The sequence below is a fragment of the Pseudomonas sp. FP2335 genome, assembly GCF_030687535.1.
In the GTDB taxonomy this organism is placed as follows: Bacteria; Pseudomonadota; Gammaproteobacteria; order Pseudomonadales; family Pseudomonadaceae; genus Aquipseudomonas.
The window spans coordinates 2783892-2810254 of record NZ_CP117437.1; the positions used below are offsets into that span (position 1 = coordinate 2783892).

Here is a 26363-nt window from a genome sequence, read left to right on the forward strand (position 1 = left end):
GAGGGCGGCGTTGGCGCCTGGCGCCAACGCCTGTTTGCCTCAGAGCATGCGGCGCAACACGTCGTTGCGTGGGTCCTTGTCGTAGAAGCGGTGCTTGAGGGCGCCGGCGATGTGCAGCACGATCAGCGCGAGCAGGGTGTAGGCGCACACCTTGTGCAGCAATTGGAACACCACGAACCAGTCGTCATTTTTTGGCAACAGCTCTGGCAGGTTGACGCCAAAAAAGAACACCCCGTCGCTCATGGTGAAGGTACTCGACATGGAGTACCCCATCAGCGGCACGATCACCAGCAAGGCATACATTGCCCGCTGGATCAGCCTGGACAGCACGCGCTCATGCGGTGCCAGTGTTTCCAGCGGTTGTGGAATGTGCGGCGTGCGAAAGCGCACGGCAATCTGGGTCAGCACCAATAGGAACGCCAACACCCCGAAGGATTTATGCCAGGGGTAATACAGCTCGAATTTGCTCGCCACTTCGTCATTCATGCCGGTCATGTGCCAGCCCGCCCAGAGCAGGCCGGTGATGATCACTGCGCGCACCCAATGCAGCAGGCGCAGGGACGTCGGATAACGATCGATTGTCGTTTGGTTGTTTGAGTTCATCACGGTTTCTCCAACGGTCAGCAAGGGGGCGCCTGGGAGCGCGCCACCCAGGCAAGGGTGGCGCGCTCGGTGCGGGGGAAGGACTCAGGAAGGCATCAGCACGGTGATGACTTTCTCCTCGGTGTAGGCCAGCGCGCCACTGAAGCCGCCTTCACGCCCGATACCACTGGTCTTCAGGCCACCCCACGGCAGGTTGGCGTCCAGCGGGCTCCAGCAGTTGATACCCACGGCACCGGCCTTTACCGCCGCGGCGACGCGGTGCGCGCGCACCAGGTCGGTGGTCCATACGGTCGCCGCCAGGCCGTAGCTGGAGTCGTTGGCCAGGGCGACCGCTTCATCCTCGGTGTCGAAGGTGATCAGGGTGCCGACCGGGCCGAAGATCTCGTCCCTGGCAATTGCCATGTCGTTGCGTGCGTTGGCGAAGATCGTCGGGCGCACGAACCAGCCGCGCCCGGGGGTGGACACGCCACCGGCGAGCAGCGTCGCACCTTGGTCGATGCCCAGCTGAATGTAGCGGTTGACGCGCTCGAACTGGGCTTTCTTGGCCACCGGGCCCATCTGTACGCCGGGCTGGTGCGGGTCGCCGACGTTGACCGCCCGCGCGGCTTCAGCCAGCGCCGCGCCGAAGCGTTCGGCGAGACTGCGCTGCACCAGGATGCGTGAACCGGCGGCACACACCTGGCCCTGGTTGGCGAACAGGCCGAGGGCACAGCCGCGTACCGCGTCGTCGAAGGACGCATCATCGAACACAATCTGCGGGCTCTTGCCGCCCAGCTCCAGGGCCACGCGCTTGAACAGCACGCCGGCCGTGCGCTGGATCTCGCGACCTGCTTCGGGGCTGCCGGTGAAACTGATCTTGGTGATGTGCGGGTGTTCGCACAACGCACGCCCGACCTCGGCACCGTAGCCGGTGACTACGTTGATCACACCGTCCGGGAAGCCTGCTTCCTGCGCCAGCGCCGCCAGGTGCAGGGCCGACTGCGGGGTCTCTTCCGAGGGCTTGATCACCACGGTGCAACCGGCGGCCAGCAGCGCGGCGAGCTTCCACACGGTGATCATCAGGGGCGAATTCCACGGCACGATGGCGCCGACCACGCCCACGGGTTCGCGCACCGTGTACGAGAGGGTGCGGGTGCCGAAATAGCCGCCGGTGGGAATGGTGCGACCTTCCAGCTGGTTGGCCCAACCGGCGGCGGCGCGCAGGTTGGCGATGGCGTTGGGCAGGTCCATCCGGCGCGGTTCGATGGGCGAGCGGCCGATGGCGTTGGCGTCCATGTCCGCCAGGCGCTCGCTGTCGCGCTCCACCAGGTCTGCCAGTTTTGACAGCAGCCGGCCACGCCTGGCGCCATCGAGCTGGCTCCAGGCGCCGCGCTCAAGTTGCTCGAGCGCGGCACCCACGGCGTGGTTGACGTCCTCGACGCTGCCGCGTGCGCTGCGGCCGTAGACCTGTTCGGTGACCGGGTCGAGCAGGTCGATGTAGTGTCCGCTCGAAGGTTCGACGGCGGCGCCCGCGATGAAGTGGTTCAACTGTTCAGTCATGTTGTGCTCCTTGGATCAGGCCTTGAGGGAGGCCAGGGCGTCGCCGAAGATGTCCAGTGCCTTGAAGAACAGCGCACGGGAGATGGTCAGTGAAGGCATCACGCGCATCACGTTGCTGTAGCGACCGCAAGGGATCATCAGCACGCCGTGGTTGATCAGGTAGCCCATCAGTTGGCCGATCTTTTCACCGGCCAGTGGCGCCTTGGTGAGCGGGTCCTCGACCAGTTCGATACCGATCATCAGGCCGCGCCCGCGCACTTCGCCGACGAAGGGGCTGTTGAAGCCGCGGATGCGTTCCTGGGCTTGCAGGCCCAGGTCGTGGGCGCGGTTGAGCAGGTCGAGTTCCGGGTCTTGCAGGATGCTGATATTGGTCAGCGCCACGGCTGCCGACAGCGAGTTGGCGGCGAAGGTATTGGGCATCGAACCGTCGGGGATCTGTGCGGCCAGGTCCGAGCGCATGATCAGGCCGGCCATGGGCAGGTCGCTGCCGATGCCCTTGCCGAAGGTGAGCATGTCGGGTTTGACGCCGGAGTGCTCGACCGCCCACATCTTGCCGGTACGGCCCGCGCCGGACTGCACTTCATCGACAATCAGCAACGTGCCGCTGCGGTCGCACGCTTGGCGCAGGCGTTGCAGGAACTCGGGGGAGGGCGGCACGTAGCCGCCTTCGCCCTGCACGGGCTCGACGATCACGGCGGCCACGTCATCGGCGGCGGTGTACGGGGTGTTGAGCAGGTAGTCGACGTAGTCACCGGCGATCTGCTCGGCGCTCTTGTGGGTGGTGTCGAAGGGGAAGCGGTAGGCGTACGGGTAGGGCGCGTGGATCACGCCGCCCATCTGTGCGCCGTAGCCTTTGCGGTAGGCCGTGCCCGTGGTGAGGGCGCCGGATGCGTTCCACACACCGTGATAACCGCCATGGAAGGCAATGATCTGATGCCGCCCGGTGATGCGCTTGGCGAACTTGATCGCGGCCTCCAACGCATCGCTGCCGCTTTGGGTGAAGAAAGTAATGCAGTCGCCGCGCAAGCCGTCGGGGGCGATCTCGGACATCTTCGCCGCCAGTTCGGTACGGCGGGTGCTGTTGATCTCCAGGGCGTGCATCAACACTTGGGATTGTGCCTGGATGGCCTGCACCACTTTGGGGTGGCAACGGCCTACGCTGCTAACGCCGACACCGGCGGACAGGTCGATGTAAGTGTTGCCATCCGGGTCCTTGAACGTGGCGCCAAAAGCGCGGTCCATCGCCACCGGCATGCGGCCACCCCCGCGGGCCATCGACTCGGTGCGCGCCGACAGCGCCAGGGCCTCGCTCGCCTTGGGGCCGGGCAGGGCGCTGGAGATGATCCGCGGGGCATCCGCGAAGTGCAGGGCTTCAAATTTGGCTTCACTCATGACGGTCTCTCTGGAATGTCGATTTAAGTCAGCCCGATCATCTGCGTGGCGGGTTGCAGGCCGGTAGCCCGAATCGGCAATTGCGCGTGTCGGCCCCAGGGAGGCGCGGAATCTCAGAAACAATTTGCAGGATTTTTGCGATATGCGACTATCCAAAGGCGCGGCGATCTAAAAACAAGAATATGGGTAGAGGCTCCAGATACCATGAAAAACCAGACGATCAGCCATTTTCGCGACATCCACGTGCATGCCGCCACGGTTCAGCAGTGGAACCAGGACTACAGCCAACTCACTGCCGGCTCCGCCGAAAGCACGCTCATGCAACTGACGACGACCGGCTGTCACTTGTTTCTCGAACAGATCAACCAGCGTGTGGTGCAGAACGGCGTGGCCCCCCGCGACAAGATGTGCTTTGCCGTGCCCATCAACGTTCCCGGATCGATCCGGATGCAGGGCCGCGACGTGGACGACAGCAGCCTGTTCTTCCTGCACGGTGGCGAGGAATTCATGTTCCATATGCCGATGGGCATGGAGCTGCTGTCCATCACCTTCGAGCGTGAAATGTTCGAGCAGGCGCTGGAGCAAACCCCGTCGGCGAAGGCGCTCAACCAGTTGCTGCGCCAGCCGGTGATCAAGGTGTCGCCCCAGCGTTTCGCCCAGGCGCGTCGCCGCTTGCTGGCGCTGTTCTCCCAGGCCCTGTTGCACGACGACCTCGACAGCACCTGGGAGTTGGCGTTGGAGCAGGCGATGCTCGACGAGTTGTTGCAACTGATGCTCGACCCGGCCTGCGACAAGCAACAGCGCAGCCCCAGTTCCACGCGCAGTTTCATTGTGGAGAAATGCCACCGCCTGGCGACCGCCGAGCTGCTTAACGTGCCCAGCGTGACCGATTTGTGCCAGCGCCTGCAGGTGAGTCGGCGCACCGTGCAAAACAGCTTTCGCGCGGTGGCCGAGACCACGCCGCTGAACTACCTGCGCTCGGTGCGGCTCAACGGCGTACGCCGCACCTTGATGACCACCCGCGCCCGCGAGCTGTCCATCGGCGACGCCGCCGCCCAATGGGGTTTCTATCACCTCAGCCATTTTGCCGCGGAGTACCAGGAGCTGTTCGCCGAGCTACCGTCCCAGACCACCCGCGCCGCCATCACCGGGTGCGTGCGCGTCTGAACAAAGACCTGGAATCACCGGCGCCAGCCGGGCAGGTGTCGTTGAGCCATTGGGTGACCGATTTGGGCTACCGAGGCGTTCGTGAGCAGGCATAGGATCGAATCCAGCGTGCGACAAGAACGACGAACCCTTCGGTGACGGTGAGCGGTTGACTGTGCCGATCCTCCAGCGACTGCCTCATACAATAAGGTCAACAACATGAGTGTACCTCTCCCGGTCAACCGCTCCACGGAGCTCAAGCGTGGCGCCCTGGGTGTCGGCTTCATCATCTTTTTTGTAGTGTCGGCGGCCAGCCCGCTGAGTGTAATTGCCGGCGGGTTTCCCATTGGCATCATGCTGGGTAACGGCGCCGGTACGCCGGCCTTGCTGATCCTGGCCTTGCTGGTGCTGCTGGCGTTTTCGGTGGGCTACACCACCATGTCCCGGCATGTGACCAATGCCGGTGGTTTCTACGCCTTCACCTCCCGGGGCCTCGGCGGCCTGGCCGGCGGTGCGGCGGGGGTACTGGCGATGTTTGCCTACAACATCCTCCAGGTCGGCTTGTACGGCATGTTCGGCGGGGTGGTCAGCGGCACCATGGCCAGCGTGTTCGGCCTGGCGCTGCCGTGGTGGGCCTATTCGTTGCTGGCGATGGCCAGCGTGGCGATCCTGGGGTATCGCAAGATCGACCTGTCGGCGCGGGTGCTGTCGGTGGTGGTGATCGCCGAGTACCTGGCGATCCTGATCCTGGATTTCGCCATCCTCAAATCCGGCGGTGATAGCGGTATCAACCTCGATGCGTTCAACAGCACACATGTGTTCAGCGGCACGCCGTCGATCGGCCTGCTGTTCTGCTTCGCGGCGTTTATCGGCTTTGAAGCCACCACGATCTACGGCGAAGAAGCCAGGGACCCGCAGCGCACCATCCCGATTGCCACCTACTGTTCGGTGCTGTTGATCGGCGGCTTCTATGCGTTGTCGGTCTGGTCGATGGTGGTGGGCGTCGGCGCGGACAAGATCGTACCGCTGTTGCAGTCCCTGCAAGACCCGACGACCTTTATCTACGGCATGTCCGACCACTTTGTCGGGCCGCAGCTGACCCAGGTGATCCGTGTGCTGTTCATGGTCAGCATCTACGCCGGGCTGTTGGCTTTCCACAACGCCGCCGCACGTTACTTCTACGCAATTGGCCGCGACGGCTTGCTGCACAGCCTGCTGGGCACCACCCACCGCGTGCACCAGAGCCCGCATATGGGCTCGGCGTTGCAAAGCCTGATCTCGGCAGTGGTGGTGCTGATTTTCGCGGCGATGGATGCCGACCCGATCCTGCAACTGTTTGCCTGGCTGTCCAACCTGGCGACGTTGTGCGTGATCTTGCTGATGGCGCTCACGTCGGCTGCGGTGCTGATGTTTTTCCGGCGCCACCCCGAGCTGAAGGTCGGGCTGTGGCGCGGGCGGATTTTCCCGGGGTTCTCGTGCCTGGCGCTGCTGGCGGTGCTGGTGCTGGCGGTGGTGCATTTCGATGTGCTGACGGGCGCCAGCGTGGCTTTGTCCTATGCCTTGTGCGCGATTATTCCGGCGGCGCTGCTCGGCGGCGTGTTTCTCGCCGCTCGCCTGCGCAAGCGTTCACCGCAGCGCTTCCAGGCCCTGGGCAGTCACAAGCTCTAAGGCTGGACGGGGGCTGACGGCTTGCTCAGTTTGACCAGCAGCGCTGCAACCAACAGCAGCGCTGCCGATGCCGCCAACACCAGCACAAAACCGGCATCAAACGCTGAGCGGGCAAAGGCAATCAGCATCGCACGGCCTTCGGGCGCCAGCGTTTCGGCGACCACCAGGGCATCGTCCAGGCTGTCGAATGCCACGGGATCGCGGGTCAGCCACGTCGGAATCGCCACTCCTGCGGCATACGCATAGATCGCCGACAACAGGCTGCCGGCCAGGGTCACACCGACCGCGCCGCCCAGCTCAAACGACACTTCCTCGATGGATGCGGCCATGCCGGCCTTGTCGGCGGGCACGCTGAGCATGATGGTGCTGGATGAAGCGGTCAGCGCCGCGCCAATCGTGAAACCCAAGGCCCCAAGGCTGATGAGTTGCAGGTACGCCGGCGCGGTGTAGAGCAACAGGTACGCCAGCATCGCGGCAGAAGACAGCAGCAATGTCCAGAACAGCATGCGCTGGTGCCCCAGGCGCGGCAGGTAGTAACCGGCCAGGGGGCCGGAGACGAAGGAACCCAGGGGTAATGGCAGGATAAACAGTGCAGCCTCCAACGGTGACAGGCCGAGCACCAGTTGCAGGCGCTGACTGAACACCAACTCCATGCCGATCAGTGCGGCGGCCGACACCACGGCTGCGATCACCGCATTCCTGAAACCGGCGGTGCGGAACAAGCTCAGGTCGAGCATCGGTTGTGCGGCGCGGCGTTGACGCCGTACGAACAACCACAAGAACAGCGCACCGAGGACCAGCGCCACCAGCATGCCGTTGTAGGCGGGGGCGCGCTTGCCGAGCTCCTTGATTGCATAGGCCAGGCTGATCAAACCGATCATCACCTGCAACGAGCCCAGCCAGTCCCACCGTTTTTGCGTATCTGCGGGCGGATTCGGGATCAGTAGAACGCCGACGACCAGCGCCACCAGCACGATCGGCACATTGATCAAAAACACCGAGCCCCACCAGAAATGCTCCAGCAACAGGCCGCCCACCACCGGCCCGAACGCGGCGCCGCCAGAGGCCACCGAGGCCCACACACCGAACGCCATGGCCTGCTCCCGTGGGTCGCTGAACGTGATCCGCACGATGGCCAGCGTCGCCGGCATCATCATCGCGGCACCGACCGCCAGAAAGCCGCGCGCACCGATCAGCACGCCGGCGGTTGGCGAAAATGCGGCAACCAGCGAGAACACGCCAAACACCGCCAGCCCGCCGATAAACAGGCGCTTGTGGCCGAGGCGGTCACCCAGGGTGCCCATGCCCAGCAGCAGCCCGGCGGCGATCAGTGCGTAGATGTTGACGATCCACAGTTTCTGCGACGGCGAGGCATTCAGCTCGCGGGTCAGGGTGGGCAGGGCGGTATACAGCACGGTCATGTCAATGACGATCAGCAGCAGGGCGCTGGAAATAATCGCCAGGATCAACCAGCGCAATGGAAGTGTCATGGGAGGGACTCGGAGGCAGGGGAAGCGTTGCAGGCAGGTTACTGTAACTCAGGCTCGGCGCGCGTGGCGCCGTGCCGTTTACACGCGAAAGTGCCCAACCAATTGCTGTTGATGATTGGCCATGGCGTGCAGCGATTCACTGGCTCGCGTGGCGTCGTTCATCTGGTGGCTGAGTGTTTCGCTGATGCCACGGATGTCACTGACCCGATGGCTGATGTCTTCCACCACGGTGCTTTGTTCCAGGGCCGCGCTGGCGATCTGTTGGTTCATTTGTTCAATCACATCCACGGCCTGGGAAACCGCCTCCAGCGCCGAGCGGGTCTGTTGCACCTGGAGCACGCTGTGGCCGGCCTGCTCGCGGCTCGCCTGGGTGCTGTGCACCACTTCCTGGCTGAGCTGTTGCAAGGTTTCGATCACCGCGCGCACCTGTTCGACCGAGCGCTGGGTGTTGCTCGCCAGGTGCCTGACCTCATCGGCCACCACTGCAAAACCACGGCCCTGCTCGCCGGCCCTGGCGGCTTCGATGGCCGCGTTCAACGCCAGCAGGTTGGTCTGTTGGGCGATGGCGCTGATTACATCGAGCACTTGGCCAATCTGGGTGCTGCTGTCGGCGAGGGCGGTGACCTGCGTGAGGGTGCCGTCCAGGCGCTGATCGAGGCTGTCGATGCTGCGCTCGGCCGTGGCGAATACCGCCTGGCCGGTTCGGCTGGCGTTTTCGGCGGCGGTGGCGGCGTCTGCGGCGCTGTGGGAATGGCGCGCCACTTCCTGGGCACTGGCGCTCATTTGATGCAGCGCGGTCGCGGCCAATTCTACTTCGCGGTATTGGCGCTGCATGCCCGTGCTGACCTCGCGGGCAATGCCCGATGAGGTGTCGGCATGGTTGCGGGTCTCCACGGCGGCATTTTGGATGGCGCGCATCATCGGTTGTAGCTTGTCGAGGAAACGGTTGAAGCCACTGGCGAGTCGACCCAGTTCGTCGCGTCGCCCGGCGGGCAGGCGTTGCGTGAGGTCGCCGTCGCCCTCGGCAATCGCATCCAGCAGGTTGGCCACCTTCAATATCGGGCGTGTCACGCCGTAGGCCGCGAGCCAGATCAGCAGCATGCCCAGGCAGCTGGCCAGCAGGCCCAGGCCCAGATTGAAGCGGTTGGCGTCGCGGTTCTTGTTGTCCAGTTCGCTTTGCATTTGCCGCGCGGGCGCCTGCACCAGAGCTTGCGGTACTTTGATCTGCAGTTGCCACGCTGGGTTGCCCGTCACGGTTTGCAGGGCCTGGCCCACGTCCACGGCGGCCTCGCTGACCGAACCGCTGCGCCCGGCCACCTGGCCGGCGGGTGACAGGATCGTCACCTCGCTGGCCCCCGCGTACAGGTCGTGGCCGAGGTTGGCGGCAAGCTTTTGCAGGGTCTCGAGGCTGACGTCCAGGCCCAGCACGCCGAGTACCTGGCCATTGACGATCAGCGGTACGGAAATGCTGCTCATCAATACGTCGCGGCCCTCCACCTGGCTGGTGTAGGGCTCGACCACGCAGGTGCGCCGTTGCGTCTGGGGGCAGCGATACCAGTCGGTGTCCGGATCGGCGCCGGGCAGCGCATGGTTGGCGGTGATTTGCGCCTCGCTCAGCACATCCTGCACCAGTTGCCCCGGCTGGCTTTGCGACCAGTACAGCGCAAAGCGTCCGGTTTCGTTGCCGGCCAGGGCGGGTTGCGCGACGAAATCCGCATCGGCCCCGGCCAGCGCGCCGGGCAACAGCACCACGTACAGGCCGAGCACGTCCGCGCGCTTGAACAGCGCCTGGCGGGTCACCTCCACCAGGCTTTCACGCAGTTGCGCAGCGCTGAGGCGCCCCTTGAGTGCCTGCTCGCGCAGGTGCACGACCTGTTCGGCGAAGCCTTCGCTGTACAGCGCCGCTGCGTTGAAAAAACGCTCCACGCGCAGGCCTTGGGCAACGGCCTGGGCTTGCAAACGCTCGACGGCGGCTTGCCCCAGCAACTGGCTGCTCTGTTGCTTGAGCAGGTTGGCGCTTTGTTGATTCTGGTACACGCCGGCACCGATCAGCGCGCCGACTACGGTCAGCAGGCACAGCCCGCTCAACAGGGTGATGCGCCATTGGAGGGTGAGATGGGTTGAACGCATGGCTGAGGTTCCTGAAGAGAGCACGATGGCGCGAGCATGCGGGGCGCCTGGATAAGCGGCTATCCCGAATCGGCAAGCGCTGGCGGTGGCGGCTTGACCTGTTTTGGGGCGCGGGTTCGGATGCTACCGATTTGGGATAGCGAGGGGTTTGGGGCGGGCATAGGATCAAATTCAGCGTGCAACCAAAACAACAAGCTAACCGGTGCCGATGCGGTGTGGTCGGACCAACCCAACAGCGACTGCCTCATACAATAAGGTCAACAAAATGAGTGTTTCTATTCCGGTCAACAGCTCCACGGAGCTCAAGCGTGGCGCCCTGGGTGTCGGCTTCATCATCTTCTTTGTGGTGTCGGCGGCCAGCCCGCTGAGTGTGATTGCCGGCGGGTTTCCCATTGGCATCATGCTTGGCAACGGCGCCGGTACGCCGGCGTTGCTGATCCTGGCCTTGCTGGTGCTGCTGGCGTTTTCGGTGGGCTACACCACCATGTCCAAGCACCTGACCAACGCCGGTGGTTTCTACGCCTTTACCTCCCGGGGCCTCGGTGGCCTGGCCGGCGGTGCGGCGGGGGTGCTGGCGATGTTTGCCTACAACATCCTCCAGGTCGGCTTGTACGGCATGTTCGGCGGGGTGGTCAGCGGCACCATGGCCAGTGTGTTCGGCCTGGAGTTGCCGTGGTGGGCCTATTCGCTGTTGGCGATGGCCAGTGTGGCGATCCTGGGGTATCGCAAGATCGACCTGTCGGCACGGGTGCTGTCGGTGGTGGTGATTGCCGAGTACCTGGCGATCCTGATCCTGGATTTCGCCATCCTCAAATCCGGCGGTGACAGTGGCGTCAACCTCGATGCATTCACTAGCAGCCGTGTGTTCAGCGGCACCCCGTCCATCGGCCTGCTGTTCTGCTTCGCGGCGTTTATCGGCTTTGAAGCCACGACCATCTACGGCGAGGAAGCCAAGAACCCGCAACGCACCATCCCGATTGCCACCTACTGTTCGGTGCTGTTGATCGGCGGCTTCTATGCGTTGTCGGTGTGGGCGATGGTGGTGGGTGTCGGCGCGGACAAGATCGTGCCGCTGTTGCAGTCCCTGCAAGACCCGACGACCTTTATCTACGGCATGTCCGACCACTTTGTCGGGCCGCAGCTGACCCAGGTGATCCGCGTGCTGTTCATGGTCAGCATCTACGCCGGGCTGTTGGCCTTCCACAACGCCGCCGCACGTTACTTCTACGCGATTGGCCGCGACGGTTTGCTGCACAGCCTGCTGGGCACCACCCACCGCGTGCACCAGAGCCCGCACATGGGCTCGGCGTTGCAGAGCCTGATCGCCGCTGTGGTGGTACTGATTTTCGCGGCGATGGACGCCGACCCGATCCTGCAACTGTTCGCCTGGTTCTCCAACCTGGCCACGCTGTGTGTGATCTTGCTGATGGCGCTGACTTCGGTGGCCGTGTGCGCGTACTTCCAGCGCCATCCCGAATTGAATGTCGGCGTGTGGCGCGGGCGCATCCTGCCAGGGTTTTCCTGCCTGGCGCTGGTGTCGGTGCTGGTGCTGGCGGTAGTGCACTTCGACGTGCTGACCGGGGCCAGCAAAGTCCTGTCCTACGGCCTCTGCGCGATCATTCCAATGGCCTTGATCATCGGCGTCTATCTCGCCGCTCGCCTGCGCAAAATCTCGCCACAGCGTTTCCACGCGTTGGGCAGCCACAAGCTCTAAGCCGTACTCGATGACCCAGGTAAAACCGGGCCGCCGCCAGTTGGCGCGGCCCGTCAGTGTGTGAAAGGAAGGTTTCCAATGCAAAACTACATGATGCATATCAACGGCCTGCCAGTGGCGGGTGATCAGGGTTGCTTCGACGTAATCAACCCGGCCACCGGCAAGGCGTTCGCCCAATGCCCGGCGGGCTCGCTGGCGCAACTCGACCAGGCCGTCGACGCCGCGCAAGCCGCGTTCAAGACCTGGCGCCACAGCAGCCACGCCGACCGTTGCCAGCGCTTGCTGGCCATCGCCACCGACATCGAGCAGGAAGCCGACGCCCTGGCCCGGCTGATCGTGCAAGAGCAAGGTAAGCCGCTGGAGCTGGCGTTCTCCGAAGTCATGGGCGCCGCCGCCTGGACCCGCTACGCGGCCGGGCAGGAAATCGCCGTGGAGTTGGTCGAGGAAACGCCGACGCAACGCATCGAGCTGCACCGCAAGCCATTGGGCGTGGTGGCCTCGATCACACCGTGGAACTGGCCGTTCATGATCGCCGTGTGGCACATCATGCCGGCGCTGCGGGCGGGCAACTGCGTGATCAGCAAGCCATCGAGCCTGACTCCGCTGAGCACCCTGGGCCTGGTGGAGATCATCGCCCGGCATGTGCCAAACGGCGTGATCAATTGTGTGACCGGCGAGCAAGGCTTTGGCAGCGCGATCACTTCCCACACCGGCATCCAGAAAATCGTGTTTACCGGTTCCACCGCCACCGGGCAAAGCGTGATGCGTGGCGCGGCAGGCAACCTCAAGCGCCTGACCCTGGAACTGGGCGGCAACGACGCTGCCATCGTGTTGCCCGGCACCCCGGTGGACGCGGTGGCCGAGGCAATTTTCCAGGCGGCCTTTCTCAACATGGGCCAGACCTGCGCCGCGCTCAAGCGCCTGTACATCCACGAATCGCAATACGCAGCGTTTTGCGAGGCGCTGACGCAAATTGCCGCGCGCCAGGTGGTGGGCGATGGCCTCGACGCGGGCGTGACCTTCGGCCCGGTACAGAACCTGGAACAACTGCAACTGGTGGAAGCGCTGGTCGCCGACGCACGGGCCCAGGGTGGCCGGGTGCTGTGTGGTGGCGCGCGCCTGGATCATGCCGGCTACTTCTATCCGCCGACATTGGTCGCGGACGTTACCGACGGCCAGCGCCTGGTGGATGAAGAACAATTCGGCCCGGTATTGCCGTTGATCGCCTACCGCGATGTCGAGGATGTGCTGCAACGCGCCAATGCGGGCGACATGGGCCTCGGCGGCTCAGTGTGGGGGCCGGATGTCGCGCAGGCCGAGGCCTTGGCCAGCCGCCTGGAAAGCGGTGTGGCGTGGGTCAACTGCCACGCCCAGATCCAACCGAATACACCGTTTGGCGGCAGCAAGATGTCCGGGTTTGGCGTCGAGTTCGGCCTGGAAGGGCTGCTGGAATTCACCGGACAACAACTGCTGTTTGTGCGCAAGCGCGAGGCTGAATAAGGAACATGAGCATGTACGAGAAATACAAGAACGCCGAAAAAAAATTCTGGCACCCCATGGGCTCCAGCGCCGCGCCGCACCGTGACAAAACCCTGGTCATCGCCCGGGGCGACGGCAACTACATCACCGACATCGACGGCCAGCGCATGCTCGATGGCGTGGGCGGGCTGTGGAACGTCAACATCGGGCACAACCGCGCCAGCGTGAAGGCGGCGATTGCCGCACAGTTGGATGAGCTGGCGTATTACCAGACTTTCGACGGCATTGCCCACCCTCGGGTGTTTGACCTGGCCGAACGGCTGACCGGCATGTTCGCCCAGGAGCGCATGGCGCGGGTGTTGTTCAGTTCTGGTGGTTCGGATGCGGTCGAGACCGCGCTGAAAATGGCCCGGCAATACTGGATCGCCAGCGGCGAGCCCGGGCGTACGCGCTTCCTGTCCCTGCGCAACGGCTATCACGGCGTGCACATGGGCGGCACCTCGGTGGGCGGCAATGGGGTGTACCACTACAACCACGGCCAACTCCTCGCCGGTTGCCACTTGCTCGACACGCCCTGGCTGTATCGCAACCCCTGGGATTGCCGCGATCCCCAAGCGCTGACCGCGCACTGCATCCGCCAGTTGGAAGAGCAGATCGCGTTGCTCGGCGCCCAGACCATCGCGGCCTTGATCGCCGAGCCCGTGCAAGGGGCGGGCGGGGTGATCGTGCCTCCGGCCGACTATTGGCCGCGTTTGCGCGAGGTGTGCGACCGCCACGGCATTCTGTTGATTGCCGACGAAGTGGTCACTGGCTTCGGGCGTTCGGGCTGCATGCTCGGCAGTCGCGGCTGGGGCGTGGCACCGGACATCCTGTGCCTGGCCAAGGGCATCACCGCCGGTTACATCCCGCTGGGCGCCACGCTGTTCAACCAGCGCATCGCCGATGCCATCGAGAACGGCCAGGGTTTCAGCCACATGATCATGCACGGCTACACCTACAGCGGGCACCCGACCGCGTGTGCGGCGGCGCTGGCGGTGCTGGATATCGTCGAAGCCGAAGACCTGCCGGGTAACGCCGCCAAGGTGGGTGCGCAGCTGCTGGAACAACTGCAGCCACTGGTTGAACGCTACGCGGTGGTGGGTGAGGTGCGCGGCAAGGGCCTGATGATTGCCCTGGACCTGGTCAGCGACAAACGTAGCCGCCAGCCCCTCGACCCGGCCGCGGGCCAACCGTCACGCATCGCCGACGAGGCGCGCCGTGCCGGAGTGCTGGTACGGCCGATCGGCAACAAGATCATCCTCTCGCCGCCATTGACCCTCACCCGCGACGAGGCGGGCTTGATGGTGTCGGCGCTGGAAGCGGCATTCGCCCGCTGCGGCTAGTTCCCGCGCATTCGGTGCGGCCCGCCCGCACCGACGTCACATCCCTATCTGAGACAGCCTATCAAAGGCGCCCCCAAGGAGCTTCAGCCATGCGCTATCCATCGCGTCGTCCGGTTTTCGGCCGCACACTTGTGTGCACGTTGGCGCTGTGCGCCCTCAACCAGGCCCAGGCCTATGAGTTGTACAGTGATGAAAGCCGGCATCTCAACGCCGACATGACCGCCGTGTTCGGGCACTTCAACAGTCGCAAGAACTATGACGGCACGTCCGGCGGTTCGACCTGGCGCGAAGGTTTTATCAAATACGGCCTGAGCGGCGACCAGGCCCTGGCGGGCAATGGCACGGCGTATGGCGCCTTTGCGCTGCTCAGCTCCGCAACCTGGGGCGACGGTGACCCGGCTGGCAACACCCTGGGCACCGAGCGCACCACCAAGATCGAAGACGCCTACCTCGGCTGGCGTTCCGGGGATCTGTTCCCGGCCCTGGGCAAGGACGGCGTGGATATTTCCGCCGGGCGCCAGGTAGTCAAGCTGGGCCGCGGTTTCCTGATCAACGATGACGGGCCGAACCTGGGCAAGGGCCCCGCCGATGGCCAGCTGAACCGGGGTGGCGCGTTTTACCTGGCGGCGCGGCATGCGTTCGACCAGACCGCATTTGTGCGCCTCGGCGGGCAGGAGGGCCTGCATGGCAGCCTGCTCTGGCTCAAGTCCGACAACCGCGCCCAGGCCGAAACCGAACTGGCCGCCGGCACCCTGGAGTACACCGCCAAACCGGGCACGCTGGGGTTGACCTGGGTCCACGGCATCGACGTCAACGAGCGGTGGGCCAGCGACTTTCAACGCCAGCGCAAAGGCATGAATGTCTACAGCCTGCGCGGGGAGGGCGACGCAGGCATGCCCAACGTCAGCCTGGCGTTCGAGTATGCCTGGCAGGACAAGGACGCCGGGCCGCAAAACGCCTGGTACGGTGAAGCCGGCTACACCTTCGCCGACACGGCCTGGGCGCCCAAGCTGACCTACCGCTATGCGCGCTATTCACAAAAGTGGGATTCGCTGTTCACTGGCCTGAGCCAGGGCTACGGCACCTGGTTGCAGGGCGAAGTCGCCAGTAACTACAGCGGGCCGTTCAACAGCAACACGCGCGTACAGCACCTGGGCCTCAAGGCGACCCCCCTGGAAAACCTGACCCTGGGCGCGCTGTTCTTCGATTTCGATACGGTGCGCAAGGCCAACGCACTGAACCTCAACGCCCGCGAGCTGGACCTGTATGCCGAGTGGGCGGTGAACCCGCACTTGATCATCACCCCGCTGGTCGGCCTGTACAAACCGCAACAGGACGCCAGCTCGGGCGGCAATCAGGTGGGGAGCAACGGCACCAACGTGTACAGCCAGGTGACCGTCGCCGTGCCGTTCTGAGTCGCTCAGGCCGCCGGGGTGGCGGGCGGGTTGCGCATGTTGTCGGCGATGCGCCGCGTGGTGTCCATGACCATTTCGATCACGGTCTCCTGGCGCAGCAGCTTGAAGCTTTGCGTGCTGCCGACGGCCGACAGGCTGCCGACCACTTCGTCGAGGTCGGTCTGGATGATGGGCGCGGCGATCCCGGTCAGGCCCAGGTTGAGTTCGTCGTGGGTCAGGCAGTAGCCGTCCTTGCGGATCTTTTTCGCGGCCTTGTTGAACCCCGCCCAGTCATAGGGGCTGGCGGGGTCGTTGGCCATGTGCTCGTCGAACAGGCGTTGCAGGCGGCGGCCTTTCTGGAACGCGATCAACACCTTCGATTGCGCCCCCCGGAAGAACGGCAGCGGCTGCCCGCGCCCGAATGCAAAGTGATAGGTGTCGGTAGGTTCGGCAATGTAGGTGTTGATGATGCGCCCGTCGTAAAACACGCTGGCAAACACCGCCAGGCCGGTCTGCGCGGACAGCTCGTGCATCAACTCGCGACCGGCGACGAGGATCGGGTCGTACTGGCGCATTTTCCAGTCCAGCTCGATCACCCGCGGGCCCAAGCCATAGCTGCCGGCGTCCACGCGGGTCAGCAGGCCGGCGTCACACAGATCCTTGACGTAGCGGTACACCGTTGCCCGTGACAGGCCCATGCGCTCGGCGATGGTGTCGGGGTCGATCTTCAACGTCTGTGGACCGAACAGGTCCAGGACACTCAGCAATTTGCTCAGGCTACTCATTTCGTTCCTAGAAAAGGGGGGACGTGCTGCGTCGGGCTGGCGCAACACTACCGCAGTGAGAGAAAAACGCAATATTTGGCAGATTATTCGCCGTCTAAAAGTCTCAAAAGTCTCAATAAATGAGATAAACACAAATAAAATACTTGTTGATTGAATATTTGTGTGTGATAAATCTCATCACTGCAAACGCTCAAGCAAGAGGGCTGAAAATGAATGGTGCGCAACTGATAGTGAATGCGGCAGCGGCAAGCGGTATCGAGTACTGCTTCGCCAACCCCGGAACCACCGAAATTCCCTTGGTGGCGGCCATGGCCAGCGCACCTGCACTCAAGCCGGTGTTGTCGTTGTTCGAAGGGGTCTGCACCGGGGCCGCCGACGGCTACGGCCGCATCGCCGGCAAACCGGCGATGACCCTGACCCACCTGGGCCCGGGCTTTGCCAACGGCATCGCCAACCTGCACAACGCCCGCCGGGCCAACACGCCCATCGTCAACGTGATCGGCGACCACGCTTCATGGCACGTCAACTACGACCCGCCGTTGGCCAGTGACATCCAGGCTCTGGCCGGTGCCGTCTCCGGCTGGGTGCGCACTTCGCGCACCGCGTCGGGTATTGGCGACGACCTGCAGGAAGCAATGCGCGCGGCCTGGCAGGCCAAAGGCCAGATCGCCAGCTTGATTTTGCCGATGGACCTGCAAGCCCATGCCGTGACCCACAGCGGTGTATTCGCGCCGATCCGCCCGCCGGTGCGACGGTTTGCCGGCGATCGCATCGAAGCGGTCGCCAAGGCCCTGCGTGATGGGCTGCGCCTGGTGTTTATCGTCGGTGACGAAGGGCTGTCGGTGGCGGGCCTGGAAGCGGCGGGGCGCCTGGCACAACTGCCGGGTGTGCGCCTGTTTGCCGAGACCTTTCCGCGCCTGAGTTACCGTGGCGGTGGCTTGCCGGACCTGGATCGCCTGCCGTACTTCCCGGAAGTGGCGATTGAAATCCTCGAACAGTACGACCTGGTGGTGTGCGCCGGTGTGCCGGAACCGATCAGCTATTTCGGCTACGAAGGCATCCCCTCGCGCCTGGCCGAACGTGAGCGCCTGCTGGAGTTGGCCGATGTCGGCGACGACGTGGCCGGTGCATTGACCGCGCTCGCCGATGCCCTCCAAGCACCGGCCTACGTGCCGACGCCACAGGGCATCGAACTGCCGCCGGGGCATGCCGAACTCACCCCGCAGTCGGTAGGCCAGGTACTGGCTGCCTCGTTGCCGGACGACAGCATTGTTTCGGTGGAAGGCGGCACCTGCGGCTACCCGTTTTTCACCGCTTCGGCTCGCGCCGCACGGCACCGGGTGCTCACCAACACGGGCGGCGCGATCGGTCAGGGCATTCCGGTGGGGTTCGGTGCGGCCCTGGCCGAGCGCGGCAACCGCGTGTACTGCCTGCAATCGGACGGCAGTGCCCAGTACACCATTCAAACCCTGTGGAGCATCGCCCGCGAGCAATTGCCGGTGGTGATCCTGATCGCCGCCAACCATCGCTACGCGATCTTGCAGAACGAATTGCGCCGTTTCGGCATGACCGAGCTGGGCCCGGAGGCGCTAAAGCTCACCGTGCTCGACAGCCCGCGCATCGACTGGAAAGCCCTGGCCAAAGGCTACGGCGTACCGGCCTGCACCGTGCAAACCAATGCCGAACTGCAACGCGCGCTGGCCAACGCCACTGCCAGCAGCGGCCCGTGCCTGATCGAGATGGCGCTGTGAAGGAATCGACCATGAAAACGTTCGAAGTATTGCCCGCCGTCCAGGCCTTTTTGTCGCAACCGGGTCGCTTGTTTATCGGCGGCACCTGGCAGGACGCCGCCGATGGCCGCCGGTTCGCGGTGGAAAACCCGGCGACCGAAGACACCCTGACCGAAGTCGCCCAGGGCGGCGCGCGGGATGTGGATGCCGCCGTGGCCGCCGCACGAGCGGCCTTCACCGGCCCCTGGGCGTTGCAGTCACCGGCCCAGCGCGGCCTGTTGCTGTTCCGCCTGGCGGACCTGCTCGACCAGCACCGCGAAGAGCTGGCGCAACTGATCACCCTGGAAAACGGCAAGCCCATCGCTGCCGCGCGTGGTGAAGCAGCCAGCGCCGCGACCATCCTGCGTTACTTCGCCGGCTGGCCGACCAAGATCGAAGGCAGCACGTTGCCGGTGTCACCGGCCAGCGGTGCGCCGATGCTCAACTACACCTTGCGTGAGCCGGTGGGGGTCTGCGCGCTGATCGTGCCGTGGAATTTCCCGCTGAACATGTGCGTGTGGAAGCTCGGCCCGGCGCTGGCCACCGGGTGCGTGGCGGTGCTCAAGCCTGCCGAACAGACGCCGCTGGTGGCGATCCGTCTGGTGCAGTTGATCGAGCAGGCGGGGTTCCCCGCCGGTGTGGTCAACCTGGTCACCGGCCTGGGCGCGGAGACCGGCGCACCGTTGGCCGAGCACCCCGACGTCGACAAGATCGCCTTTACCGGCTCGACCCAGGTCGGGCGGCTGATCGCCCAGGCGGCCACGCGCAACATGAAAAAAGTCTCGCTGGAGCTGGGCGGCAAGTCGCCAAACATCATCCTGCCCGACGCCGACATCGTGCGCGCCGCCAAAGGCGCCGCCGACGGGATTTTCTACAACCAGGGCCAGGTGTGCACCGCTGCGTCGCGTTTGTACGTGCACGCCAGCGTGCTGGATCAGGTCCTCGAAGAACTGCAAAAACATGCCGCCGCCCACGTGCTCGGCAACGGCCTGGACCCGGCCAGCAGCATGGGCCCGCTGGTGTCCGGGCGCCAATTGAATACGGTCAAGGGCTACCTGCAACGGGGCCAGGAAGAAGGCGCCGAGCTGATCTGTGGCGGCGGACGCCCGGAGCATCTGGAGCGTGGTCACTTCATCGCCCCCAGCGTGTTCCTCGATCGTGCCGAGGGTGCCTGTGTCGCCCGCGAAGAGATCTTCGGCCCGGTGCTGACGGTGATGAGCTGGAACGAAATCGACGAGCTGGTGGTACGCGCCAACGACTCGCCCTACGGCCTCGCCGCAGGCCTGTGGACCCGCGACCTGCGCTCGGCACACCGGGTGGCGGCGCAACTCAAGGCCGGCTCGGTGTGGATCAACTGCTGGAACGTGGTCGACGCGGCCTCACCGTTCGGCGGCTACAAGCAATCCGGCTGGGGCCGGGAAATGGGTAAGAACGTGATCGATGCCTACACCGAGACCAAAAGCGTGTTTGTCGATCTGACCTGAACTGAATAATCACACGAGGTAGTTGCTATGGATCTGGAATTGAAAGGCCGCGTGGCCATCGTCACGGGTGGTGGTATGGGCATCGGCAAGGAAGTCGCACGGTTTCTCTCCGAGGAGGGGTGCAAGGTGGTGATCTGCGCGCGGCGCATGGCGTTCCTGCAACTGGCGGCCGAGGAAATCACCGCGCAGACCGGCAATGAAGTGCTGCCGTTGTTTTGCGACACCAACGACATGTCGGCCGTGTCGGAGATGGTCGAGGCCGCCTACAAGCACTTCGGCCGTATCGACATCCTGGTCAACGGCGCGGCAGCACCGTCCGGTGTGGTGCGCAATGACATCGAACATGCCGGCGACGACGAACTGCTGTCGGACCTCAACACCAAGGTGATCGGCTACTTCCGCTGCGCCAAGGCCGTGACCCCGCACATGAAAGCCGGTGGTTTCGGACGCATCATCAACATCGGCGGCCTGACCGGGCGCGGCAGCAAAGTGCTGTCGGGCATGCGCAACCTGGCCATCGCGCACATGACCAAGACCCTGTCCGACCAACTCGGCCCGTCGGGTATCACGGTCAACCTGATTCACCCAGGCGTGGTGGATACCCCGCACATCCAGGAGCTGTACGAGCGTGAAGGGGTCAAGCAAGGCAAGACCCCGGCGGAGGTGGAGCAGGGCTACATCGACGCCACGCCGATCCGGCGCACCCTGGCACCGATTGAAATGGGCTGGCTGATCGGTTTCCTGGCATCCCCCAAGGCCGGTGCGGTCACCGGCGAATCCATTGGCATCGACGGCGGCCTGACCCGCGGCATCTTCATCTGAGGAGCATCAGCGATGAGTAACGGAACCCTTTTGGTGGCAACTGTCGGGCAGGCGGTGATCCGCAGCGCCGACGATGGCCGGACCTGGCATCGCCTTGGCCTGGGGCAGGACCTGGAGTTCGACGCAATCACCCGCTCGTTGAGCCTGCACCCGGACACCCCCGAGGTGATCTACGCCGGTACGGATGTGGGCCTGTGTGTCAGCTACGACACCGGCGGCCGCTGGCAGCGCATCAACTCGCCGTTCAACGGGCAGACGGTGTGGAAAGTCGCGGTCGACCCGCAGGACGCCCAGCGGATTTTCGTCGGCACCGGCGCACCGTCGCGCGCGGTGTTGTGGCGCACCCTCGACGGTGGCCTGACCTGGGACCGCGCGCCGGTGGAAATCCCCGAGTTCTGCGACGGTGTCAGCCGCCCGCGCTTGCTGGCCTTCGCCTACGACCCGACCGACCGCAACCAGCTGTGGTTCGGCCTGGAAGAGGGTGGCCTGTTCCACTCCCGCGACGGCGGCGACAGCTGGACCCGCGTCGATGACCGCTTGCTGTGGGACTACAACTCGGACGTACACAACATCCTGGTGCTGCCCAACGGTGGCCAGAAAGTCATCGTGGTGGTGTGCGTCAACGCGGTCTACCGCAGCCTCGATGAGGGCCTGACCTGGACCGGCATTATCGGCCGTGAAGCCTTCGGCCTGTATTACATCCGCGCCATGAACGCGCCGCTGGGCACGCAAAGCGATCTGTACCTGAGCATTTCCGATGGTACGCCGGGCACCACCAGCAAAATCCTGGTGTCCCGCGATGCCGCGCTCAGCTGGGAAGTGCTGCCGCTGCCGCAGCAACCGAATTCCTGCGTGTGGGCGATTGCCATCAACCCGGCTAACCCACGGCAGATCGTCGCGGGCACCAAGTACGGGCATTTGTTTACCTCGGAAAATGGCGGTGAAGGCTGGCAGAAGCAGTGGCGCGATTTCAGCGAAATCGCCGATGTGCTGTGGACGCCTGCCGTGGCGCAGATCAAGGCCGGGCATCAATCCATCGTCAAAAAAAGCTGAGGTGGCCCGCGATGAAAGTCGACATCCTTCGTACGCACTTATCGCTGTGGGTCAGTGACCCTGACGTGTCGGCCCGTTGGTACGCCGACATCCTGGGCATGCACGAAAGTGCCCGTGGCGAAAGCTGGGTGATGATGGCGTTTGGCACCAAGCATCACGACATTGCGTTGATCCGTGCCGACCCCGGTGCCCACCAGGGCGGCATGGGGTTGCAGCACTACGGCCTGGAAATCGCCGGGGACATGACCACCTTGCGCCAGCTGTACGGCATGTTGCTGGGCAAGGGCGTGGAGGTGGTGAAAATCACCGACCACGAAATCGGCCATGGCGTGTACTTCAACGACCCGGACGGCAACCGCATGGAGTTTTTCCTGGAGACCGAACACGACGATGCGCGTGGCAAGGCGCGGTTCAAGGAAGCGGGCGCGCCCAGCCGACATTTCAAACTCGACCCACTCGACCCTCTGTGAGGCAAGCCTGATGAAAACTGCGAATTTCGCCACCTATCACATCCGCAAATGGTACAGCTTTGTCGAAGAAACCCTGGCCAATGAAACCGGCCAGTTGGCCGATGGCGAGCCGTTGTTCAAGTACGCCGTCGCGGCGGTGATCGCCAACCCCTATGCCGGGCGCTACAGCGAGTCGCTGGCCGAGCTGGTGGAGCCGTCGCCGCTGTTGGGCGAAGAGTTCGGCCGCCGTATCCAGGCGCTGGCCGGCCAGCACGACATCGTCAGCTACGGCAAGGCCTGCCTGGTGGGCAGCCAGGGCGAGTACGAACATGGCAACGCGTTCCTCACCAACCCGGCGGCCGACCCGGTGCGCGTGGCGCTGGGCGGAGGCAAATCGTGGGTGCCGTCTACCGGCAAGCGCGGTGGGCCGGGTTCCACCATTGATGTACCGCTGGCACACAAGGATGCCCTGTATGTGCGCTCCCACTACGACAGCATGTCGCTGATGTTTGGTGACGGCCCGGCGCCAGACGAGGTGATTATCATCTGGGCTTTCGCCACTCGCGGGCGTTTGCATGCACGCCTGGGCGGCTTGCAGGCCGACGAGGTCAAAGGGCTGGATGGGCTGCACTGATACACGCGTGCGGCTTCGGCGGCGCAGATTAAAACCACAACAAGAAAGCGGTGATAAGCGATGAAGCAGCAGAAGACCCAAGTTGTCATTGTCGGCGGCGGCCCCAACGGGATCACAGCCGCACACTATATGGGGATGTACGGTGTCGACTGCGTCGTCCTTGAACTCGCCGACTGCATCTTGCCGTACCCGCGCGCGGTCGGCATGGATGACGAGGCCCTGCGCGTACTGCAAGGCATCGGCATCGCCGAACTGGCCGCACGCGACATGATCTGCGATGTGCCGCTGCGTTATTACAACGCACGCGGCGTGTGCTTCGCCGAGGTCAAGCCGAGCACCGCCCATTACGGTTGGCCGATGCGCAATATCTTCATGCAGCAGTTGCTGGAAGGCACGCTGCGCGAAACCCTTGGCCAGCACGCCAGTGTCGAGTTGCGCCAAGGCCATGAAATGCTCGAACTGGAGCAGGACGGCGAAGGCGTGACCTTGCAGGTGCGCGATGCCCAGGGCGAGACCTATCAACTGCGTGCCGATTACGTGATCGGCGCCGACGGCGGGCGTTCCACCGTGCGCAAGAAGCTCGGTATCGAGCTGCTGGGGCTGACCCATGCGCGCAAATGGGTGGTGGTCGACACGGCCAACGACACCCTGGATGCGCCCTATACCGCCTTGCATGCCGACCCGCAACGGCCGTTCGTGTGCATTTACCTGCCGTACCAGCAGCGGCGCTGGGAGTTCATGCTGCTGGAGGGCGAAGACGAAGCGAAGATGTGCGAAGAGCACACCATCCGCGACCTGATCCGTGGGCATATCGGCGATGCGGTGGACTCACTCAACATCATCCGCATCCGCGCCTACACCCACCATTCGCGGGTCGCGGCGCGGTTTGTCCAGGGCCGCGTGGCCTTGGTGGGCGACGCCGCACATATCTCGCCACCGTGGGCCGGCCAGGGCCTCAATTCCGGGCTGCGGGACGTGGCCAACGTGGCCTGGAAACTCGCCGCGATCCTCCAGGGCCGCGCCGCCCACGGGATTCTTGCCAGCTACGACCAGGAACGCCGTGGCCACGCGACCGAACTGGTGGCCCTGGCCGACAACATGGGCGCGGTGCTGGGCCTGACCAATCCGTTGATGGCCGGGGTGCGCGACTGGTTGTTCCAAGCGGTGAACAGCGTCGACAACCTGCGTTCGCATTTGCTGGAGTTCAAGTTCAAACCCAAGGCAACCATCACCAAGGGCCTGGTGCATCACGAACGTGCCGAATTGCGCGAGGACGATCTGGTCGGCCAACTGTTTGTGCAGCCGCATATCGAAGATGCCCAGGGCCAGCGCCGACGCCTGGACGATGTGCTGGGCAACTCGTATGCGGTGCTCGGTTACCGGGTCAACCCACACGCGCATCTCAGTGGCGAAATGGCCGCGTATTGGGCGCGCTGGGATACGCGGTTTATCCAGGTCAACCGTTCGCGCAGCGGCCTGGGGCGCGGCCAGCCATTGACGGCCGCAGCGGCCCTCAGTGTGGAAGACGTGGATAACCGCCTGGGCGAATGGTTCTCCAGGGTGCGCGATTGCATTGTGGTGGTGCGACCGGATCGGTTTGTCGCCGCCATTACCACCCCCGAGCGGCTCGACGGCGTGCTGCGCAAACTGGCGGAGCAACTCTCATGAATGGCAACAACGAATTGCTCAACCGCTTGCGCCAGGCCACGCATAGCGCGCAGGCCTTGCCAGCGCTGCCGGCGGATGCGCTGGACGTGTATTCCGGCTACGCGCTGCAACGCCTGGGCCTGGAGGCACGCCAGGAAGCAGGCGAGCGCCTGAGCGGCTGGAAAATCGCCTTCGCCGGCCGCGCCGCGCAACAGCGTTTTGGCCTCGACCAGCCGGTGTATGGCGCGCTGACCACGCCGATGCACATCGCGCCCGGCACACCAGTGGCCATGTCGCGGCTGATCCAGCCCAAGCTGGAGATTGAAGTGGCGATCATCATGGGCCGCAGCCTGGCGCCCGGTGAATACCGTGACGAGGACATCCTGGCCGCCATCGGCGAGGTGGCGCCGGCCTTCGAGATCGCCGATTGCCGCTGGCAAGGCTGGGTGTTCGGCGCCGGGGCATTCCTGGCCGACAACGCGGCGGCAGGGCTGTATTGCATCGGGCCGCGCACGCCGTTTGATCCGTTGCTACACAGCGGCGTCGACTATCGCCTGGAGTGTGCCGGCGCGCTGTGCGGCGAGGGCAATACCGCCGAGCGCGAGGACCCGCCGCTGATCAACCTGTGCTGGCTGATCCGCCGCCTGCTGGCTGACGGTCAACCGGTGGAGGCGGGGCAGGTGGTGCTGTCCGGGGCGTTGCTGGCGCCGATGGCGATCCAGCCGACCACGTACCGCTTGCGGATGTTTGGCACGGAACTGGCTTTGGTTTTCACGGTTGATACCGTCCCAGTGTGAACACCAGTTGCCGTCATGCCGGGGCCACCGAGGAACCACGACCATGCTTGCTGAAGCGCGAACCTTCAATGACCCTCAACAACACGCCGGCTCGATCCACGGTTGGCGACAGGTGTACGACCAGCTTGGCCGTGGCTGCCTGACCAGTGAGCTGCGGCAGTTGTCCGCCGACCGCTTCCAGGTGTTCCAGGAGGTCCTGGACAAGCGCGTGGTCCAGCGTGGCTATGCGCCAAAAGGGCGGCTGTGCGCGGCGATGTCGTTGGGCAGTGCTCCGGTGGTGCAGGGGCAGCAAGTGGGCAGCCACAGTGTGGTGCTGTTGCGCGACGCCGAGGAGTTTGTGCTGCACGCGCCGGAGGGCACGCACTTTTTTGCGTTCAATGTCGACACGGTGCGCTTCGCCAAGCTGGCGGCCTTCGAATTGTCCAGTGAACAGCTCAAACGGCTGAAGACCACCTCGCAGCTGAGTGTGGATGATGCGTTGCTGGCGCGCATCCACCAGCGCATCCAGCCGCTGTTTCGTCACCTTGTGGAACAGTCCGACGCCATCAGCCCCATCGCCGAAAAAATGCTGGAGGACGCGCTGCTCAACGCTTTCCTCGATCTGTTCAGCAACGCCACCGATGAGGTGCGCTGCCGACGTGGCAATGTCACCGTGAGTGCCTATCTGGTCAAACGCTGCCAGGACCTGATCGACGCCAGCGGTGACACGCCCCTGAGCATTCTTGACCTGTGCGAACACCTGCGGGTGAGTCGCCGGACCTTGCAGAACAGTTTTCAGGCGGTGACCGGCATGCGCCCTGTCGAATACCTGCGTAACCTGCGCCTGAATGCGGTGCGCCGGCGCTTGATCACCACGTCGGCATGCACGCAGAACGTCGGCGAAGTAGCGGTGGCGATGGGGTTTTTTCACCTGAGCCATTTCGCTACCCATTACCGCGAGCTGTTTGGCGAGTCGCCCTCGGAAACCCAGCGGGCGCCGCGTTGAA

At 64.3% G+C, this 26363-nt stretch carries 21 protein-coding genes and 1 pseudogene; 15 read left to right on the forward strand and 7 right to left on the reverse strand.

Annotated features, from left to right (window positions below; all coding sequences use genetic code 11):
* Positions 1 to 39 precede the first annotated feature (39 nt).
* The 3 genes from PSH81_RS12350 to PSH81_RS12360 form a co-directional block, all read right to left on the reverse strand.
* Complete coding sequence (locus PSH81_RS12350; protein ID WP_192300989.1) at positions 40 to 603, reverse strand: cytochrome b; 564 nt, start codon at positions 601 to 603, stop codon at positions 40 to 42.
* A gap of 84 nt (positions 604 to 687) precedes the next feature.
* The gene (locus PSH81_RS12355) at positions 688 to 2142 is read right to left on the reverse strand and encodes an aldehyde dehydrogenase (protein WP_305392630.1); all 1455 of its coding nucleotides are present in this window, start codon (positions 2140 to 2142) and stop codon (positions 688 to 690) included.
* 15 nt (positions 2143 to 2157) lie between these two features.
* Positions 2158 to 3534, reverse strand: coding sequence for an aspartate aminotransferase family protein (locus PSH81_RS12360; protein WP_192300987.1), 1377 nt, complete (start codon positions 3532 to 3534; stop codon positions 2158 to 2160).
* 204 nt (positions 3535 to 3738) lie between these two features.
* Here PSH81_RS12360 and PSH81_RS12365 point away from each other — a divergent pair, with 204 nt between their 5' ends.
* Together PSH81_RS12365 and PSH81_RS12370 are read left to right on the forward strand one after the other, a co-directional pair.
* The gene (locus PSH81_RS12365) at positions 3739 to 4701 is read left to right on the forward strand and encodes a helix-turn-helix domain-containing protein (protein ID WP_226457048.1); all 963 of its coding nucleotides are present in this window, start codon (positions 3739 to 3741) and stop codon (positions 4699 to 4701) included.
* Between the two features lie 198 nt (positions 4702 to 4899).
* Complete coding sequence (locus PSH81_RS12370; protein ID WP_305392631.1) at positions 4900 to 6348, forward strand: APC family permease; 1449 nt, start codon at positions 4900 to 4902, stop codon at positions 6346 to 6348.
* On the opposite strand, the gene PSH81_RS12375 is transcribed toward PSH81_RS12370, so the two are convergent.
* The 3 genes and pseudogenes from PSH81_RS12375 to PSH81_RS27535 all read right to left on the reverse strand — a co-directional run.
* Entirely contained in the window at positions 6345 to 7838 is a 1494-nt protein-coding gene (locus PSH81_RS12375; protein WP_226457050.1) for an MFS transporter, read from the reverse strand. The two genes, PSH81_RS12370 and PSH81_RS12375, sit on opposite strands and share 4 nt — an antisense overlap.
* 78 nt (positions 7839 to 7916) lie before the next feature.
* Positions 7917 to 8759, reverse strand: a complete 843-nt coding sequence (locus PSH81_RS27530) for a methyl-accepting chemotaxis protein (protein ID WP_370694912.1) — start codon at positions 8757 to 8759, stop codon at positions 7917 to 7919.
* A 63-nt stretch (positions 8760 to 8822) separates the two neighbouring features.
* Positions 8823 to 9968, reverse strand: a pseudogene (locus PSH81_RS27535) (methyl-accepting chemotaxis protein); the annotation flags it as partial.
* A 265-nt stretch (positions 9969 to 10233) separates the two neighbouring features.
* Here PSH81_RS27535 and PSH81_RS12385 point away from each other — a divergent pair.
* The 4 genes from PSH81_RS12385 to PSH81_RS12400 all read left to right on the forward strand — a co-directional run bounded on the left by PSH81_RS12385 (position 10234) and on the right by PSH81_RS12400 (position 15958).
* The gene (locus PSH81_RS12385) at positions 10234 to 11682 is read left to right on the forward strand and encodes an APC family permease (protein ID WP_305392633.1); all 1449 of its coding nucleotides are present in this window, start codon (positions 10234 to 10236) and stop codon (positions 11680 to 11682) included.
* 78 nt (positions 11683 to 11760) lie between these two features.
* Positions 11761 to 13182 carry an aldehyde dehydrogenase family protein gene (locus PSH81_RS12390; RefSeq protein WP_305392634.1) on the forward strand — a complete coding sequence of 474 codons (1422 nt, stop codon included), beginning with the start codon at positions 11761 to 11763 and terminating at the stop codon, positions 13180 to 13182.
* An 11-nt stretch (positions 13183 to 13193) separates the two neighbouring features.
* On the forward strand, positions 13194 to 14543 hold the full coding sequence (locus PSH81_RS12395; RefSeq protein WP_305392635.1) for an aminotransferase class III-fold pyridoxal phosphate-dependent enzyme: 1350 nt from the start codon (positions 13194 to 13196) through the stop codon (positions 14541 to 14543).
* An 89-nt stretch (positions 14544 to 14632) separates the two neighbouring features.
* Complete coding sequence (locus PSH81_RS12400) at positions 14633 to 15958, forward strand: hypothetical protein (RefSeq protein ID WP_305392636.1); 1326 nt, start codon at positions 14633 to 14635, stop codon at positions 15956 to 15958.
* A 5-nt stretch (positions 15959 to 15963) separates the two neighbouring features.
* On the opposite strand, the gene PSH81_RS12405 is transcribed toward PSH81_RS12400, so the two are convergent.
* Positions 15964 to 16722: an IclR family transcriptional regulator gene (locus tag PSH81_RS12405; RefSeq protein WP_192300978.1), complete on the reverse strand. Its 759-nt coding sequence runs from the start codon at positions 16720 to 16722 to the stop codon at positions 15964 to 15966.
* Between the two features lie 209 nt (positions 16723 to 16931).
* On the opposite strand from PSH81_RS12405, the gene PSH81_RS12410 reads away from it, so the two are divergent.
* From PSH81_RS12410 to PSH81_RS12450, 9 genes are read left to right on the forward strand one after another with little or no spacing between them, the layout of a single operon-like run.
* Positions 16932 to 18473 (forward strand): acetolactate synthase large subunit, encoded by a 1542-nt coding sequence (locus PSH81_RS12410; RefSeq protein ID WP_305392637.1) that lies wholly within the window; start codon positions 16932 to 16934, stop codon positions 18471 to 18473.
* Positions 18474 to 18484: 11 nt separating this feature from the next.
* On the forward strand, positions 18485 to 19975 hold the full coding sequence (locus tag PSH81_RS12415) for an aldehyde dehydrogenase family protein (protein ID WP_226457057.1): 1491 nt from the start codon (positions 18485 to 18487) through the stop codon (positions 19973 to 19975).
* A 27-nt stretch (positions 19976 to 20002) separates the two neighbouring features.
* Positions 20003 to 20797 (forward strand): SDR family NAD(P)-dependent oxidoreductase, encoded by a 795-nt coding sequence (locus tag PSH81_RS12420; protein ID WP_192300975.1) that lies wholly within the window; start codon positions 20003 to 20005, stop codon positions 20795 to 20797.
* A 12-nt stretch (positions 20798 to 20809) separates the two neighbouring features.
* Positions 20810 to 21850 (forward strand): YCF48-related protein, encoded by a 1041-nt coding sequence (locus PSH81_RS12425; RefSeq protein WP_305392638.1) that lies wholly within the window; start codon positions 20810 to 20812, stop codon positions 21848 to 21850.
* An 11-nt stretch (positions 21851 to 21861) separates the two neighbouring features.
* Positions 21862 to 22320, forward strand: coding sequence for a VOC family protein (locus tag PSH81_RS12430; protein ID WP_192300973.1), 459 nt, complete (start codon positions 21862 to 21864; stop codon positions 22318 to 22320).
* Positions 22321 to 22330: 10 nt separating this feature from the next.
* A complete protein-coding gene (locus PSH81_RS12435) occupies positions 22331 to 22933 on the forward strand; it encodes an amino acid synthesis family protein (protein ID WP_192300972.1) in 603 nt (200 codons plus the stop codon).
* Positions 22934 to 22993: 60 nt separating this feature from the next.
* Positions 22994 to 24601 (forward strand): bifunctional 3-(3-hydroxy-phenyl)propionate/3-hydroxycinnamic acid hydroxylase, encoded by a 1608-nt coding sequence (locus tag PSH81_RS12440; RefSeq protein WP_226457059.1) that lies wholly within the window; start codon positions 22994 to 22996, stop codon positions 24599 to 24601.
* Positions 24598 to 25377 carry a 2-keto-4-pentenoate hydratase gene (locus tag PSH81_RS12445; protein ID WP_305392639.1) on the forward strand — a complete coding sequence of 260 codons (780 nt, stop codon included), beginning with the start codon at positions 24598 to 24600 and terminating at the stop codon, positions 25375 to 25377. Before PSH81_RS12440 ends, PSH81_RS12445 begins: the two co-directional genes overlap by 4 nt.
* Before the next feature lie 43 nt (positions 25378 to 25420).
* Positions 25421 to 26362, forward strand: a complete 942-nt coding sequence (locus PSH81_RS12450) for a helix-turn-helix domain-containing protein (RefSeq protein WP_226457061.1) — start codon at positions 25421 to 25423, stop codon at positions 26360 to 26362.
* Position 26363: the final 1 nt, after the last annotated feature.